This is a genomic window from Paraburkholderia sp. 31.1, assembly GCF_014397645.1.
GTDB lineage: Bacteria > Pseudomonadota > Gammaproteobacteria > Burkholderiales > Burkholderiaceae > Paraburkholderia > Paraburkholderia tuberum.
On sequence record NZ_VZQN01000029.1, the window covers coordinates 1 to 14,979 of the forward strand.

14 protein-coding genes and 1 pseudogene are annotated in these 14,979 nt (G+C 65.0%); 7 read left to right on the forward strand and 8 right to left on the reverse strand.

Annotation, left to right across the window (positions count from 1 at the left end; genetic code table 11):
* Together F6X37_RS22100 and F6X37_RS22105 are read left to right on the forward strand one after the other, a co-directional pair.
* A pseudogene (locus F6X37_RS22100) lies at positions 1-194 on the forward strand (threonine ammonia-lyase, biosynthetic); the annotation flags it as partial.
* Between the two features lie 238 nt (positions 195-432).
* Positions 433-1,623 carry a 4-hydroxybenzoate 3-monooxygenase gene (locus F6X37_RS22105; protein WP_187612753.1) on the forward strand — a complete coding sequence of 397 codons (1,191 nt, stop codon included), beginning with the start codon at positions 433-435 and terminating at the stop codon, positions 1,621-1,623.
* A 35-nt stretch (positions 1,624-1,658) separates the two neighbouring features.
* Here F6X37_RS22105 and F6X37_RS22110 read toward each other — a convergent pair whose 3' ends face one another.
* Entirely contained in the window at positions 1,659-2,549 is an 891-nt protein-coding gene (locus tag F6X37_RS22110) for a helix-turn-helix domain-containing protein (RefSeq protein WP_184067753.1), read from the reverse strand.
* Positions 2,550-2,728: 179 nt separating this feature from the next.
* Between F6X37_RS22110 and F6X37_RS22115 the strand changes: the two genes are divergently transcribed.
* From F6X37_RS22115 to F6X37_RS22130, 4 genes are all read left to right on the forward strand, one after another.
* On the forward strand, positions 2,729-3,610 hold the full coding sequence (locus F6X37_RS22115; protein ID WP_187612815.1) for an SDR family NAD(P)-dependent oxidoreductase: 882 nt from the start codon (positions 2,729-2,731) through the stop codon (positions 3,608-3,610).
* A 10-nt stretch (positions 3,611-3,620) separates the two neighbouring features.
* On the forward strand, positions 3,621-5,408 hold the full coding sequence (locus tag F6X37_RS22120) for an FAD-dependent oxidoreductase (protein WP_187612754.1): 1,788 nt from the start codon (positions 3,621-3,623) through the stop codon (positions 5,406-5,408).
* Positions 5,405-5,743, forward strand: coding sequence for an NIPSNAP family protein (locus F6X37_RS22125; protein ID WP_018417780.1), 339 nt, complete (start codon positions 5,405-5,407; stop codon positions 5,741-5,743). Before F6X37_RS22120 ends, F6X37_RS22125 begins: the two co-directional genes overlap by 4 nt.
* A 171-nt stretch (positions 5,744-5,914) precedes the next feature.
* Positions 5,915-7,297, forward strand: coding sequence for an MFS transporter (locus F6X37_RS22130; RefSeq protein ID WP_187612755.1), 1,383 nt, complete (start codon positions 5,915-5,917; stop codon positions 7,295-7,297).
* 46 nt (positions 7,298-7,343) lie between these two features.
* On the opposite strand, the gene F6X37_RS22135 is transcribed toward F6X37_RS22130, so the two are convergent.
* The 5 genes from F6X37_RS22135 to kduI all read right to left on the reverse strand — a co-directional run bounded on the left by F6X37_RS22135 (position 7,344) and on the right by kduI (position 11,421).
* Complete coding sequence (locus F6X37_RS22135) at positions 7,344-7,592, reverse strand: hypothetical protein (protein WP_184067742.1); 249 nt, start codon at positions 7,590-7,592, stop codon at positions 7,344-7,346.
* Positions 7,593-7,667: 75 nt separating this feature from the next.
* On the reverse strand, positions 7,668-8,063 hold the full coding sequence (locus F6X37_RS22140; RefSeq protein WP_187612756.1) for a hypothetical protein: 396 nt from the start codon (positions 8,061-8,063) through the stop codon (positions 7,668-7,670).
* 694 nt (positions 8,064-8,757) lie between these two features.
* A complete protein-coding gene (gene kdgR / locus F6X37_RS22145; protein WP_184043314.1) occupies positions 8,758-9,708 on the reverse strand; it encodes a DNA-binding transcriptional regulator KdgR in 951 nt (316 codons plus the stop codon).
* A gap of 99 nt (positions 9,709-9,807) precedes the next feature.
* Positions 9,808-10,578 carry a 2-dehydro-3-deoxy-D-gluconate 5-dehydrogenase KduD gene (kduD, locus tag F6X37_RS22150; RefSeq protein ID WP_184067733.1) on the reverse strand — a complete coding sequence of 257 codons (771 nt, stop codon included), beginning with the start codon at positions 10,576-10,578 and terminating at the stop codon, positions 9,808-9,810.
* A 6-nt stretch (positions 10,579-10,584) separates the two neighbouring features.
* A complete protein-coding gene (gene kduI, locus F6X37_RS22155) occupies positions 10,585-11,421 on the reverse strand; it encodes a 5-dehydro-4-deoxy-D-glucuronate isomerase (protein ID WP_187612757.1) in 837 nt (278 codons plus the stop codon).
* Between the two features lie 293 nt (positions 11,422-11,714).
* On the opposite strand from kduI, the gene kdgT reads away from it, so the two are divergent.
* Positions 11,715-12,737: a 2-keto-3-deoxygluconate transporter gene (gene kdgT / locus F6X37_RS22160; protein WP_187612758.1), complete on the forward strand. Its 1,023-nt coding sequence runs from the start codon at positions 11,715-11,717 to the stop codon at positions 12,735-12,737.
* Between the two features lie 31 nt (positions 12,738-12,768).
* Here kdgT and F6X37_RS22165 read toward each other — a convergent pair whose 3' ends face one another.
* Both F6X37_RS22165 and F6X37_RS22170 read right to left on the reverse strand, forming a co-directional pair.
* Positions 12,769-13,389: a GNAT family N-acetyltransferase gene (locus tag F6X37_RS22165; RefSeq protein WP_187612759.1), complete on the reverse strand. Its 621-nt coding sequence runs from the start codon at positions 13,387-13,389 to the stop codon at positions 12,769-12,771.
* A gap of 133 nt (positions 13,390-13,522) precedes the next feature.
* A complete protein-coding gene (locus tag F6X37_RS22170; protein WP_187612760.1) occupies positions 13,523-14,968 on the reverse strand; it encodes an NAD-dependent succinate-semialdehyde dehydrogenase in 1,446 nt (481 codons plus the stop codon).
* Positions 14,969-14,979 lie beyond the last annotated feature (11 nt).

Genomic DNA, 14,979 nt, shown 5'->3' on the forward strand with positions numbered 1-14,979 from the left:
CGAACTGGAACATCAGCCTGTTCCACTACCGCAACCAGGGCGCGGACTACAGCTCGATTCTGGTCGGCATTCAGGTGCCCGGGAGCGACCACGCGGCGTTCGAGCGCTTCATCGAAACGCTCGGCTACCCGTGCTGGGAAGAGACAAAAAATCCGGTCTATCGACTATTTCTTGGCGAATTGAAGCTCGTTTAGCGGATCGGGGTTTACCTGAGGGCACGCCATGCCGCGGCACGAGCCGCGGGTCGTCCAAATCGGCGGAAAACCCCGCCAGTCTTGCGTTTGCGGCCGAAGCAGCCGCGCGGCGCTGGCTCCCGCCTTACACCTTCTATCGCGCAGCGCGATACCGCCTATCCGCTATATCGCATTGCGGGATAGGCGTCGCGATCGTCACACTGAGCGCAAATTTCATCACCGCATTCAGGAGACATACATGCGCACCCAAGTCGGCATCATCGGTGCAGGGCCTGCTGGCCTGCTTCTTTCCCATCTGCTTCATTTGCGCGGTATCGACTCGGTCGTGCTCGAAACGCGCACGCGCGATCAGATCGAATCGACGATTCGCGCCGGCGTGCTCGAGCAGGGCACGATGGACCTGCTGACGCAAACCGGTCTCGGCGAACGCATGCAAGCCGAAGGCGCGCTGCATCACGGTTTCGAACTCGCGTTCGAAGGCAAGCGTCGCCGCATCGATCTGACCGGCCTCACCGGTCATGCGATCACGGTTTATGCCCAGCACGAAGTGATCAAGGATCTAGTCGCGGCGCGCGTCGCCGCGGGCGCCGAACTGCGTTTCGGCGTATCGGAGACGTCGGTGCACGGCATCGATACCGAGAAGCCGTCGATCCGCTATCGCCACGAAGGCGCGGAGCACGAACTGCAATGCGACTTCGTGATCGGCTGCGACGGCTCGCAAGGCGTGTCGCGCCAGGCGATCCCGCAGACGCTGCGCAAGGATTTCGAGCGCGTCTATCCGTTTGGCTGGTTCGGCATTCTGTGCGAAGGCCCGCCGTCGTCGGACGAGCTGATCTATGCGCGCCACGAACGCGGCTTCGCGCTGATCAGCACGCGCTCGCCTAACGTGCAGCGCATGTATTTCCAGTGCGATCCGAAGGACTCGGTCGACAACTGGTCCGACGATCGCATCTGGGCCGAGCTGCATGCGCGCGCCGATTCGGACGAAGGCCACAAGATCATCGACGGCAAGATCTTTCAGAAGAACATCGTCGGCATGCGCAGCTTCGTGTCGACGACGATGCAATACGGGCGCCTCTTCCTCGCTGGCGACGCCGCGCATATCGTGCCGCCGACTGGCGCGAAGGGCATGAACCTCGCGGTCGCCGACGTGAACGTGCTCAGCAAGGCGCTCGACGCGTTCTACAAGGAAAACCGCGCCGATCTGCTCGACCGTTACAGCGAAACCGCGCTCAAACGCATCTGGCGCGCCGAGCACTTCTCGTACTGGATGACCAGCATGCTGCATCGTATCGAAGGCGCTTCGGCGTTCGAGCAGCAACTGCAGGTCGCCGAGCTCGAGTACGTGACGACGTCGCGCACGGCCGCGACCGTACTGGCGGAGAACTACGTCGGCGTCGCCGGCGCGCAGATGCAGGCGCAGCTGTAAGCGCTACTGCAAGCACCGCGCGATCATCGGGATCGCTAATTGATCGACAGATCCCGATGCGCGGCCGCCTGAAACTCCTTGGGCGTGACGCCGGTCTGCTTGCGGAAATAGCGGCTGAAATAGGCCGCATCTTCGAAACCGAGCGCATGCGCGATCTGTTTGATGCTCGAACCCGAGTAGACCAGATCGCGCTGCGCCTCGCGTATCAACTGATCGTTGACGAGCGACAGCGGCGAATGGCCAAGCTCCTCACGACAGATGCGTCCCAGTTGCGCCGCGGTCACCCCCAATTTTTCCGCATAAAAATCGATTGGCAGATGCTCGCGCACATGGGTGGCGATCAGTTCGCGTAGCCGTTTGATCTGCGCGGCGCGCCGGTCATTGACGGTCGCGCCCGCGCTCGACGCGGCATCGGTCAGTCGGGCGACCTGCACGAAAAGTGCAATCATCAGCGACATGCCCGCGGCGATATGGCCGCGCGCGCTGCCGCGAAATTCCTGCTCCAGCAAACCGAACAAGGGCATCAACGTGCGCTCGCCGACCGCGGGCCGCACGGCAATCAGCGCGGGCCGTTGCAGCACCGGCACGAGGCCCGGCGACACCGCTTTCGAAATCGACTCCAGCGCGCGCTGCGCGGCCGTAATCACGAGCCCGTCGATCTCCGGCGAAAACACGAAACCGTGCACCGTTTGCGCTGGAATCAGGATCAGGCATGGCGCTTCGATCGTGAGCTTTTCGCTTTCGATCAGCACGTGGCCCGAACCGCTGCGGATATAGAGAATCTGCAGCAATGCATCGTGCCGGTGCGCGGCGATATGCCAGTCGTTCGGACGACTGCGCTCGACGATCCATTCGAAATTGAACGCGTCGTACCACGGCGGCCGCGCGGACTCTCCGTACAGATCGTAGTTAGGGATATTCCTCATGCGGTTTTGTCTCCAATGTTCGAATTGTCCTGCGATGCGCTGCCTTTGTCCAATTTCGTCCGGAACCGCGTGGCTATACTTTTTTCCATCGGAGACGCGGTCGAATGACGCAGTTTGGTGAAGCCGGCCAACCTAAGCTCGCCGCGATCGTGAACATGGAGATCGGGATGACTAAGCAAATGAATCAACGGAAAGATCGGCGCGACACACCCGCCAACGCGCGACCCTGGCTCGGGCTCGAAGGTAGCGTCTGCGTCGTGAGCGGCGCGGCGGGCGGCATCGGCAGCGCGATTGCTCAGGTGTTGGGCGACGCTGGCGCGCGCGTGGCGCTGCTCGATCGCGATGAGCAGAAGTGCCGTGACGTCGCGCAAGCGCTGAGCGCGAGCGGTGTCGAAGCGCTGGCGCTCGCCTGCGATATCGGCGACATCGATAGCGTGCGCGGCGCGGTGTCGGAGGTCGAAGCGCGCCTCGGCGTCGCCGATGTGCTCGTGAACAACGCGGGCCTGTTGCGGCCGGGGGGCATCGAAGAGATTGGACTCGATGCATGGAATGCGATGCTGCGCGTGAATCTGACCGGCTACATGCTGTGCTCGCAGCAATTCGGTCAACGCATGCTCAAGCGCGGCGCTGGCGCAATCGTGCATGTCGCGTCGGTGGCCGCGCATCATCCGCAGACCTATAGCGGCGCTTACAGCGTGGGCAAGGCCGGTGTCACGATGCTGTCGAAGCAGATCGCGGCGGAGTGGGGACCACGCGGTATTCGCAGCAATACCGTGTGCCCGGGCATGATCCGCACGCCGCTGTCGGCGGCGTTCTACGAGCACGGCGATATCGAACGCCGGCGCAGCGCGATGACGGCGAGCCGCCGGATCGGCGAGCCGAACGATATCGCCGATGTCGTCGCGTTTCTCGCGAGCGAACGCGCGGCCTATGTGAACGGCGCCGAAGTCGTCGTCGATGGCGGCTTCGAAAGCATGCTGATGGACCTCGTGCCGCGTCCCGGCTTCGAAGCCAACCAGGCCACGCAAGCCACCCAGGCCGACCGCCAGGTCCGAGCGTAAGGAGACCATCATGACCAACGCAACACGCGGCGCGACACTCACGTGCGACGTGCTCGTGATCGGTTCGGGTGCGGGAGGGCTGTCGACCGCGATCACCGCGCGCAAACACGGTCTCGATGTCGTCGTGATCGAGAAGGAGCCGTTCTTCGGCGGCACGACCGCGTTTTCAGGCGGTGTGCTGTGGATTCCGGGCAACCGTCACGCAAACAGCAACGGCGTCAGCGATACGCGCGAAGCGGCGCTGACCTATATGCGCAGCGAAACCGGCGCGTGCTTCGATGCCGCCGCCGTCGACGCGTTTCTCGACACGGGCCCTGAGATGCTCGACTTCTTCGAGCGCGAAACCACCGTCAAATTCGTGCCGACGCTGTATCCCGACTATCACCCGAACGTGGGTGGTGGTGTCGACATTGGCCGCTCGGTCGTCGCCGCGCCGTTCGATGCGCGCGCGCTGGGCCAGGACATCTCGCGATTGCGCCCGCCGCTGAAGACGATCACGTTCATCGGCATGATGTTCAACTCGTCGAACGCGGACCTGAAGCACTTCTTCAATGCGACGCGTTCGCTCACCTCCGCGCTGTACGTCGCGAAGCGCCTCGCGAGCCATCTGAAGGATCTTGCGCTGTACCGGCGCGGCGTGCAGATCACGAGCGGTAACGCGCTCGCCGCGCGGCTCGCGAAGTCCGCGCTCGATCTCGGCATTCCGATCCATACGAACACGGCCGCTCGCGAGCTGACCGTGGCGAACGGCAGCGTGACCGGCGCGCTCGTCGCCGGAGCGCAAGGCGAGATGCGCATCGTCGCGCGACGCGGCGTGGTGCTCGCATGTGGCGGCTTCTCGCGTGACGTCGCACGGATCGCCCGCGCGTATCCGCATCTGCGGCGCGGCGGCGAACACCTGTCGCCGGTGCCGCGCGGCAATACGGGCGACGGCATCGGCATGGCCGAACGTCTCGGTGCGCGGGTGGCGATCCGTTTTCCGCAGCCCGCCGCATGGATGCCGGTGTCGCGCGTGCCGACGAGCGACGGCAGCGTCGGCGTGTTTCCGCATCTGGTGGATCGCTACAAGCCTGGCGTGATCGGCGTGACGCGCGCGGGCAAGCGCTTCACCAACGAAGCGAATTCGTATCACGACGTGGGTGCCGCGATGATCGAGGCCTGCGCGAACGAACGCGAAACCGCGATGTGGCTGATCTGCGATCACGCGACGATCCGCAAATACGGGCTCGGTTATGCGAAGCCGGTGCCCGTGCCGCTTGGCCCGCTGCTGCGCAACGGCTATCTGAGCAAGGGCCGCACGCTCGCGGAACTCGCGCGCAACGCGGGTCTCGACGGCATGGCGCTCGAGGCGACCGTGACGCGCTACAACGTCGACGCGGTGCGTGGCGAAGATCGCGAATTCGGCCGCGGTACGACGTCGTTCAATCGCTATCTGGGGGATCCGGAGCACCAGCCGAACCCGTGCGTCGCGCCGATCGGCGACGGTCCGTACTACGCGCTGAAGGTCGTGATGGGCGATCTCGGCACCTTCGACGGCATCTCGACGAACGTCACCGGCGAAGTGCTCGACGTGAAAGGCGCACCGATCGCCGGCCTGTACGCGGTCGGCAACGATCGCGCGAGCGTGATGGGCGGCAACTATCCGGGCGCGGGTATCACGCTCGGGCCGATCATGACGTTCGGCTATATCACCGGTCGTCATCTCGCGGGCGTGAGCGTGAAAAGCGCAAACAGCGCGAAGAGCGCAAGCAACGCGGACCCCCGCGCAGCCGAAACCGTATTGAGGACCGGCACATGAGCCAAGGCAAACCTTTCGTCGATCATCGCATCTACACGATCCGTCCGCGCGGCATGGCGGAGTTCATCGACGTTTTCGACCGGCTCGCGATGCCGATTCAGCTCAAGTATCTGGGCGCGCCAGTCGGCTTTTACATGAGCGATATCGGCGCGCTGAACCAGGTCGTGCATCTGTGGGGCTACGAGAGCATCGGCGACTACGACCAGCGCCGCACCGCACGCGATGCCGATCCGGAGTGGCCCGCGTATCTGCAGGCGTCCGCGCATCTGATCGTCGCGCAGGAGAGCCGCATCATCCGGCGAGTCGACTTCAGGACGCTGACGATGCTGCGCTAGCCGCCCGTTCGAGGAGGAGACAGGCATGAACGAACGGACAGCGCGACGCTCGCAAGCACGGTCGCGACCACCGTCGCGGCGAGCGCGTGTTGAACGGCAATTCGAACAATAAGAAAACACCTCTTCATCTCAAGGAGACATCGCAATGAACCAGCTGAAAGGAGCACGCACATGAGCCGCTCCGAACGCAGTGTAGACGTGCAGGCCTTTATCGACGGACAGCGCTTCTCGCCGTTTCAATGGACGATTCTGGTGCTGTGCTTTCTGGTCGTCGCCGCCGACGGTTTCGACACCGCCGCGGTCGGCTTCATCGCGCCGTCGCTCGTGCAGCAGTGGGGCATCGCGCGCAGCGCGCTCGGCCCGGTGATGAGCGCGGCGCTGGTGGGACTCGGCATCGGCGCGCTCGCGGCCGGTCCCTGCGCGGACCGCATCGGACGCAAGACGGTGCTAGTGCTGTCGGTGTTCTTCTTCGGGCTGTGGAGTCTCGCGGCGGCCCGCGCGAGCTCGATCGAATCGCTGACCTTGCTGCGCTTTTTCACCGGCCTCGGTCTCGGCGCGGCGATGCCCAACGCGGTCACGCTGATGGCCGAGTACGCACCCGCGCGGATTCGCGCGGTCGTCGTCAATGCGATGTTCTGCGGCTTTTCAGGCGGTCTCGCGATCGGCGGTCTCGCATCCGCATGGCTGATTCCGCATTTCGGCTGGCCGAGCGTGCTGGTCGCCGGCGGCGCCGGTCCGCTCGTGCTGAGCGTGATGCTGATACTGTTTCTGCCGGAATCGGCGCAATTTCTCGCGGTGCGTAAGCGCGCCGATCAACGGATCGCGCGAATCCTGCACCGCATCGCGCCCCACGACCGCTTCGACGGATGCCGTTTTTTCGCGGTCGACGTGTGCCGCAATACCGGCGACGCACGTTCGCAATGGGCGCTCGCGATCATCCTGTCGACGCGCTACCGCTTCGGCACGCTGATGCTGTGGCTCGCCTATTTCATGGGGCTACTGATTTACTATCTGCTGACCAACTGGCTGCCGACGCTGTTCAATGACACCGGCTTCTCCGGTGAAAAGGCCGCGTTGATGACGTCGCTGTTTCCGCTCGGGGGCATCCTCGGCAATCTGTGCGTCGGCTGGGTGATGGATCGCTTCGCCGGGCATCGCGTGATCGCGTTCACCTATGTCCTCGTCGGCGCGCTCGTGTTGCTGGTCGGGCGGGGCGTCGGCCATCAGGTCTGGCTCGGGACGCTGATCTTCCTGACCGGCACGGTCGCGACCAGCGCGGTCACGTCGATGTCGGCGCTCGCGGCAAGCTTCTACCCGACCCGGGCGCGCGCGACGGGCGTGGCGTGGATGCTGGGAATCGGCCGCGTCGGCGGCGTGGCGGGCGCGCTCGTCGGTGCGGCGTTGATGGGGCTCGGCTGGCACTTCGGCGCGGTGTTCAGCCTGCTCGCGGTGCCGGCCGTGATCGCGGCGGGCGGGGTGGTATTGATGATGCGGCGCGAGCCGCTCGATCACGCATCGGTCGATGAAAACGTCGGCGCCATAGCGATCGAATGAGCGCGGCGTCGGGCGTGCCGCTACGTCTCGAACAACGCGCGAGCGCTCAGGGCGCGCGCAGCAACGCCATTTCGTTGTGCAGCAGCGCGAGCAATTCGTCGTCGGTTGGCCGCGTGCCCCAGTGGCGCGCGCCGGCCACCGACGCGATCGCCATCCACGAATGCGGCGGAAACCATTCGCGCACCAGCGTGCCGTCCTGGCGCAGGCACAACTGGCCGGTCAGCTCGCTGTATTCGGCGCAAATGTGCGCGCCGTCGACCTGCGCGGTTACTCGTCTCGGATCATTGCGTAGCACGTCGTCGCTCCTGTCAAAGGGGTGGCGCGAATGCAAGCGCGACACGGTGGCGCGATGGACGCCACCTGCCGTCTATCAATGGTCATGCCCGCGATCGTCATGACCATGACCGTGCCCGCCGTTGTCGTGCCAGTCGCCGTGCGGGCCGCGTGCATCGCGCCATTCGTCGTGGCGACGTTGCCACTCGCGCCGCTCCCACTGGCGCCGCTCCCAATAGCGATGACCATCGTAGTAGCGTTCGCCGTACCAGCCCGGAGCGACTATGACCGCGGGAGGCGGCGCAGGCGCATAGACGGGCGCGGGCTGCACATAGACGGGCGGCGGAGCCTCGACCACGGCGGGCACGACCGCGATGCCCGGCACGCCGATGTTCACACCGACATCGACGTGCGCGAAAGCGGCCGATGATGCGCCGATCGCGAGACCCGCGACGACGGTCAACGATACCCAGCGGTTGCGTGAAAGACTCATGATTGTTCTCTGTTGTGTGGATGTCTGTGATGAAGTGGCGAGCCGGACGCGCACCTACTGCGCGTGATGGCCCGATCAATAACGTTCGTAGTAATGGTCATGATGCGGATGATCATCGCCAGGGACGACGATGCAGCCGCTCAACGCGCCACCGAGCGTGGCGGCAAGAATGACCAATGCGAGGATTTTTTTCATGATGTTGCTCCCTGAAATCTGTGATGCGAGTGCCTGTCGTGCGAAGCGTTTCATCTGATCCGCTTTCGTTTGAACCGAACTCTACTGAGCGGCGCGATTACCGGTGTGTTTGTGTGTAACAGGACGTGTCGATCCGAGCTCGCGCCGAAACGTCGATGCGAGTGCGATGAACGAGGAGGGAAGGCGCCGCGGGTTACGGGTCGACATGCCGGGCGACTGTCAAGCGCGCGGGCAAACCCTTGAAGGGTCTATGAAAAAAAACGCATTGAAAGGCAGACGAAGCATGGATTCGAAGCGAAGCTTCGGCGCCTCGCTTGCTGAAAAAAGAAGCGCATCAAATTTTGGCTTATGTATGCGCCGCAGATACATTCGGTTGCAGACTGGGTAAGAAGTTCGGTAGTGCGCTCGGGCGAGCGTGATGGAAAGACGCTACACCTGTAGCGTCATCAGCTTGTCTTAAGCTTCGGTGGGATAGGTAAAAACGCATCGCGCGCACAACTTACTGCGCGGCCGCGGGCTCCGGGGCGGTCGCTTCGCGATAGCCGAGCCGCGTCGAAATCGCGAGGCCGGCCTCTTTGAGCAACGCGACGTAATGCTGCTTCGTGTCGGCACCGCAGCGCATCGTCGGAAACGAAATCGACAGACCGGCGATCACACGGCCGAAGCGGTCGAACACGGGCACCGCGATGCATTGCAGGCCTTCTTCCTGCTCCTCGTTGTCCTCGCCGTAGCCCTGCTCGCGTACGCGCGGCAGGATGCTCAACACCGCTTCGGCGCAGGTCAAGGTCTTTTGCGTCGACTTGCGAAATTCGATGTGCGAGAGCACGTCACGCGCGTCGGCCGGGTCCATCCATGCGAGCAGCACCTTGCCGATCGCCGTGCTATGCAGCGGATTGCGTCGGCCGATCCGCGACTGCATGCGCAGCCCGTAGTCGGCGTCGATCTTGTGGATGTAGATGATCGCGTCATCGTCGAACGCGCCCAGGTGTACCGCTTCGCGCGTCATCTGGCCGATGCGGCGCATCTCGATGTCGGCCTCGCGCACCAGATCGACGCTTTCGAGCGCTTTCGCGCCGAGCTCGAACAGACGGATCGTCAGCCGATAGCGTTCGGTTTCGACTTCCTGGCTCACATAGCCGAGCGCCTTCAGTGTTTGAATCACACGATGCACGGTCGTCTTCGACATGCCGAGCCGTTGCGACAGCTCGCTGATGCCTATCTGTCCGGTGTCGCCGATCGCGCCGAGAATCGCGAACACGCGCCCGATCGACGACGCCGATTCGCCGCGCTCACCGCTGTCCGCATCGAGCGACGCGGCGCCGGCGGGTTCCTTGCGGGCTTTGCCGCGGGTCTTATCGAGCGCCTTGTCGAGCGTCTTGTCGCGCGCAGTGTTCCTCGCCGTGTTCCTCGCAGTATTCCTGTGTGTTCCCGTTGCCGCCATGTCCGTCATTCCCTGTCTGTGCCAACTCGCCGCTGCCGCATCGAGCCGATGCTCACCGGCGCGAGAGCATAGCGCGTCGCGCGCACTCGTGGCGAGCTTGTGCCGTCCCTAGCGCGCGAGCCAGCCGCCATCCACCGCCAGTGTATGCCCATGCACGTAGTCCGACGCCGACGAGGCGAGAAAAACCACCGGCCCCGCGAGATCGTCGGGCACGCCCCAGCGGCCGGCCGGAATGCGGCCGAGTATCTCCTCGTTGCGCTGCGCGTCGTCGCGCAACGCCGCGGTGTTCGCGGTCGCCATATAGCCGGGCGCGATCGCGTTCACGTTGATGCGTCGCGCGGCCCATTCGTTCGCGAGCAGTCGCGTCAGACCGAGCACGCCGCTTTTCGATGCGGTGTACGACGCGACGCGGATGCCGCCCTGGAACGACAGCATCGACGCGACGTTGATGATCTTGCCGCCGCTTTGCTGGCGCACGAACTGACGCGCCGCGGCCTGCGACAGGAAGAACAGGCTCTTGAGATTCACGTCCATGACCGCGTCCCAGTCGTCTTCGCCAAACTCGAGCGCGTCTTCGCGACGGATGATGCCTGCGTTATTGACGAGCACGTCGATGCGGCCGAACGCTTCGAGCGCGGCGCGCACGATGTCGTCGACCGAAACGGTCGACGCGAGATCGGCGCGCACGTCGGCGAAGCGGCGCCCGAGCGTCTCGACGCGCGCGGCGGTCGCGCCCGCGTCCGCGCGACTGACGCCGACGATGTCGCAGCCGGCCGCGGCGAGCGCGACGGCCATGCCGGCGCCGAGGCCGGTGTTGCTGCCGGTCACGATGGCGACCTTGCCGGTCAGATCGAAAGTGTTCACTGTGTTCGGACTCATGTTCGCTCAGCGCAACTCGCGGACCGCGAGATGGTCCATGTCGCCGAACACCTGGTTCTCGCCGACCATGCCCCAGATGAATGTGTACGCGCGCGTGCCGACGCCCGAATGGATCGACCAGCTCGGCGAGATCACCGCCTGCTCGTTGCGCACGACGATGTGCCGGGTTTCGTGCGGCTCACCCATCATGTGGAAGACGGCGGCGTCGTCGGCGACGTCGAAGTAGAAATACACTTCCATGCGGCGCTCGTGCGTGTGGCAGGGCATCGTGTTCCACAGGCTGCCCGGTTCGAGCTTCGTCATGCCCATCGAGAGCTGGCAGGTCGGCAGCACGTCGGGCACGATGAACTTGTAGATGGTGCGGCGGTTGCTCGTGGCCGGATCGCCGAGGGTTTCGGGCGAGGCCTGGTCGAGCGAGATCGTGCGGGTCGGATAGCTGGTGTGCGCGGGCGCGCAGTTCAGATAGAACTTCGCCGGCCGGGTGGCGTCGGCGCTGCCGAACCCGACCGCTTGCGCGCCCTTGCCGATATAGATCGCCTCTTCGCGGCGCACCGTGTGGCGCGTGCCGTCGACGTCGACCCAGCCGTCGCCGCCGATGTTGATCGCGCCGAGTTCACGCCGCTCGAGCAGATAGTCGACGCCGATCGCCTTGCCGAGCGAGCCCGGCACTTCGACCGCGCGCTCGACCGGCCACACGCCACCGACGATGATCCGGTCGATATGGCTGTACGTGAGCTTCAACGCATCGCGCTCGAAGATCTGCTCCACCAGAAACTCGCGACGCAGCCCGGTGGTGTCGAGCGTCTTCGCGTATTCGCTGTTGATGGCCTGTCTCACGTCCATTGATCGTTCTCCTGTCGGTATACGGGGCGCGGCGCCGCCTTCCTCGTGCCCGAGACTGTAACGCAGAATCTTGATTTCGGAACACTGGTCCGAAAATATTGTGACGGGTGATCGCGGCTGGCAACGCATAGCGCGAACGACCGGGTAAACGATAGTCAGGTTTAAGAAATAAAACGGAACGGCGTTCCTTTCATGATGCTATATTGCGCCGGACAGGGAGAGCCCGGCGTAGAACGGGACACCAACGCGGGTCATTAGCCCGTCAACGGGACGTCACCGTCCATGGAGGAGGCATGAAGATCAAGAAGGCCATCGACCGCATTCCTGGCGGTCTGATGCTGGTGCCGCTGCTGCTCGGCGCCTGTGTGCATACGTTCGCGCCGGGCGCGGGCAAATACTTCGGCTCGTTCACCAACGGCCTGATTACCGGCACCGTGCCGATCCTCGCGGTATGGTTCTTCTGCATGGGCGCGACGATCGACCTGCGCGCGACCGGCACCGTGCTGCGCAAGTCGGGCACGCTGCTCGTCACCAAGATGCTGGTCGCGTGGATCGTCACGCTGATCGCGGCGCGCTTCATTCCGATCGATGGCATCAAGACCGGGCTGTTCGCGGGACTGTCGATGCTCGCGATCACCACCTCGATGGACATGACCAACGGCGGGCTGTACGCGGCCGTGATGCAACAGTACGGCACGAAGGAAGAGGCGGGCGCGTTCGTGCTGATGTCGGTCGAATCGGGGCCGCTGATCAGCATGATCATTCTGGGTGCGACGGGGGTCGCGTTCTTCGAGCCGCGCCTGTTCGTCGGCGCGGTGCTGCCGTTCCTGATCGGGTTTGCGCTCGGCAACTTCGATAGCGAGCTGCGCGAGCTGTTCGGCCGTTGCGTGCATCCGCTGATTCCGTTTTTCGGCTTTGCGCTCGGCAACGGCATCGATCTGAACGTGATCGTCACGAGCGGCCTGCCGGGCATCGTGCTGGGGCTTGGCGTGATCGTCGTGACCGGCGTGCCGCTGATTCTCGCCGATCGCTGGATTGCCGGCGGCAATGGCGCGGCGGGGCTGGCGGCGTCGTCGACGGCAGGGGCCGCGGTCGCGAATCCGGCGATCATCGCCGACATGATTCCGAGCTTCAAACCGCTGGTGCCGGCCGCGACCGCGATGGTCGCCACCGCTTGCCTCGTGACCGCGATTCTGGTGCCGATCCTCACGGCGCTGTGGGTGCGCCGGCATCATGCGCGCGACGGGCTGCGCGAGGAGTTCGCCACGGCGACGCAGGCGGCGCCGCTCAACGAGCAGCGCGATGCGCCCGTTTGAATGAGTCGGTAGCAGGAAGCCGGCGCGCCGCTCAGCGCGCCAGCTTCGCTTCGAGCATCGCTTTCACCGCCGGCCATTCGTCGTCGATGATGCTAAAGCGCACCGAGTTGCGCTTGCGCCCATCGGGCATGATCCGCTCGTGCCGCACGATGCCTTCCTGTTGCGCGCCGATGCGCAGGATCGCCGCGCGCGATTTGTCGTTGAGCTCGTCGGTCGTGAACTGCACGCGCACGCAGCGCATCACGTCGAACGCGTGGCACAGCAGCAGATATTTCGCCTCGGTGTTCACGACCGAGCGCTGCGCCGAGGCGGCGAGCCACGTATGGCCGATTTCGAGCTTGCGGTTCGCGCGATCGATCTTCCAGAACCGCGTACTGCCGACTATCCGGCCAGCACGGTCATTCTCGTCATCCTCGTCGCGCCGCACGATCACGAACGGCATCACCTTGCCGGCCGCACGGCCGGCGAGCGCGGTGGCGATATAGGCGTCGATCGTCGCCGGGCCCGGCACGACGGTCAGCTTCATGTCCCACAGTTGCCCGTCGGCGGCGGCGTCGACGAGGGCCTGCGCGTGCTCCTCGCGCAGCGGCCGCAGCTCGACGAACGAGCCGCTCAGCGTGGGCTGCATCGATTCGGCGGAAATATCGTTCATGGCAATAAAAAAGGTCCGCGAGCGGAAGACTCGTGGACCTGGCAGATCGGTTGAGCCGCGCTCGGGAACGATGCGAGCGGCAAAACCGCGGCGCCGTTCCCGAAGCGCGTGATTGGCGTGACTAAACCCGTGATTAAACCGACATCACCGTGACCGCCTTGGTCACGAGGTAGGCTTCCATCGCCTCCGGGCCGCCTTCCGAGCCGTAGCCGGAATCCTTGACGCCGCCGAACGGCATTTCCGGCGTCGGCGTGGCAGGCTGGTTGATCCACAGCATGCCGACTTCCATGCGCTGCGACAGCAGGTGCACGTTGGCGAACGACTTCGTGTACGCGTAGCCGGCGAGGCCGAACGGCAGGCGGTTCGCTTCGGCGATCGCTTCTTCGAGCTTGTCGAAGCCGCGAATCGCGGCGACCGGGCCGAACGGCTCGTTGTTGAACACGTCGGCGTCGAGCGGCACGTCGGTCAGCACGGTGGCCGCGAAGAAGTTGCCTTCGGTACCGACGCGCTCGCCGCCCGTCGCGACCTTCGCGCCGGTCTTGCGGGCGTCGTCGACGACCTTGGCCATCGCCGTCAGACGGCGCGCGTTGGCGAGCGGCCCGAGCGTCGTGCCTTCGGCGAGACCGTCGCCGAGTTTCAGGCTTTCAGCGTGCTTGACGAGCGCCGCGGCGAACTCTTCGCGGAGGCTGTTGTGCACGAGAAAACGCGTCGGCGAGATGCAGACCTGGCCAGCGTTGCGGAACTTCGCGGCGCCGGCTGCCTTGACGGCGAGCGCGACGTCGGCGTCTTCTGCGACGATCACCGGCGCGTGGCCGCCGAGCTCCATCGTCGCGCGCTTCATGTGCGAGCCGGCCAGCGCCGCGAGCTGCTTGCCGACCGGCGTCGAGCCCGTGAACGTAACCTTGCGGATCACCGGATGCGGGATCAGGTAGCTCGAGATTTCAGCCGGATCGCCGAACACGAGGCCGACCGTGCCGGCCGGCACGCCGGCCTCGACGAAGGCTTGCAGCAGCGCCGCCGGCGACGCCGGGGTTTCTTCCGGCGCCTTGACGAGGAACGAGCAGCCGCAGGCGAGCGCCGCCGACAGCTTGCGCACGACCTGGTTGACCGGGAAGTTCCACGGCGTGAACGCCGCGACCGGGCCGATCGGCTCCTTCAGCACCTGCGACTGCGCGGCAAGGTTGCGCGACGGCACGATGCGGCCATACACGCGGCGGCCTTCGTCCGCGAACCATTCGATGATGTCCGCGGCCGCCAGCACTTCGCCGCGCGCCTCGGCGAACGGCTTGCCCTGTTCCTGCGTCATCAGGCGGCCGATGTCCGCGGCGCGCTCACGCACGAGGGCGGCGGCACGGCGCATGACGGTTGCGCGCTCGTTGGCCGGCACCTTGCGCCAGGCTTCGAAGCCGCGCTGCGCGGCTTCGAGCGCGCGGTCCAGATCGGCGATGCCGGCATGCGCGACCTTGCCGATGGCCTGGCCGGTGGCGGGGTTGATCACGTCGAGGGTCTTGCCGCTGGCGGCGTCGCACCATTCGCCGTTGATCAGAAGACGGGTATCGGTATAGCTCGAGATGGCCATGCTGGGTTCCT

Bases quoted from the DNA above. Each gene is read 5' to 3' on its own strand.
- F6X37_RS22105 (WP_187612753.1), top strand. From the start codon at position 433: ATGCGCACCCAAGTCGGCATCATCGGTGCAGGGCCTGCTGGCCTGCTT.
- F6X37_RS22110 (WP_184067753.1), bottom strand. From the start codon at position 2,549: ATGAGGAATATCCCTAACTACGATCTGTACGGAGAGTCCGCGCGGCCG.
- F6X37_RS22115 (WP_187612815.1), top strand. From the start codon at position 2,729: ATGAATCAACGGAAAGATCGGCGCGACACACCCGCCAACGCGCGACCC.
- F6X37_RS22120 (WP_187612754.1), top strand. From the start codon at position 3,621: ATGACCAACGCAACACGCGGCGCGACACTCACGTGCGACGTGCTCGTG.
- F6X37_RS22125 (WP_018417780.1), top strand. From the start codon at position 5,405: ATGAGCCAAGGCAAACCTTTCGTCGATCATCGCATCTACACGATCCGT.
- F6X37_RS22130 (WP_187612755.1), top strand. From the start codon at position 5,915: ATGAGCCGCTCCGAACGCAGTGTAGACGTGCAGGCCTTTATCGACGGA.
- F6X37_RS22140 (WP_187612756.1), bottom strand. From the start codon at position 8,063: ATGAGTCTTTCACGCAACCGCTGGGTATCGTTGACCGTCGTCGCGGGT.
- kdgR (WP_184043314.1), bottom strand. From the start codon at position 9,708: ATGACGGACATGGCGGCAACGGGAACACACAGGAATACTGCGAGGAAC.
- kduD (WP_184067733.1), bottom strand. From the start codon at position 10,578: ATGAGTCCGAACACAGTGAACACTTTCGATCTGACCGGCAAGGTCGCC.
- kduI (WP_187612757.1), bottom strand. From the start codon at position 11,421: ATGGACGTGAGACAGGCCATCAACAGCGAATACGCGAAGACGCTCGAC.
- kdgT (WP_187612758.1), top strand. From the start codon at position 11,715: ATGAAGATCAAGAAGGCCATCGACCGCATTCCTGGCGGTCTGATGCTG.
- F6X37_RS22165 (WP_187612759.1), bottom strand. From the start codon at position 13,389: ATGAACGATATTTCCGCCGAATCGATGCAGCCCACGCTGAGCGGCTCG.
- F6X37_RS22170 (WP_187612760.1), bottom strand. From the start codon at position 14,968: ATGGCCATCTCGAGCTATACCGATACCCGTCTTCTGATCAACGGCGAA.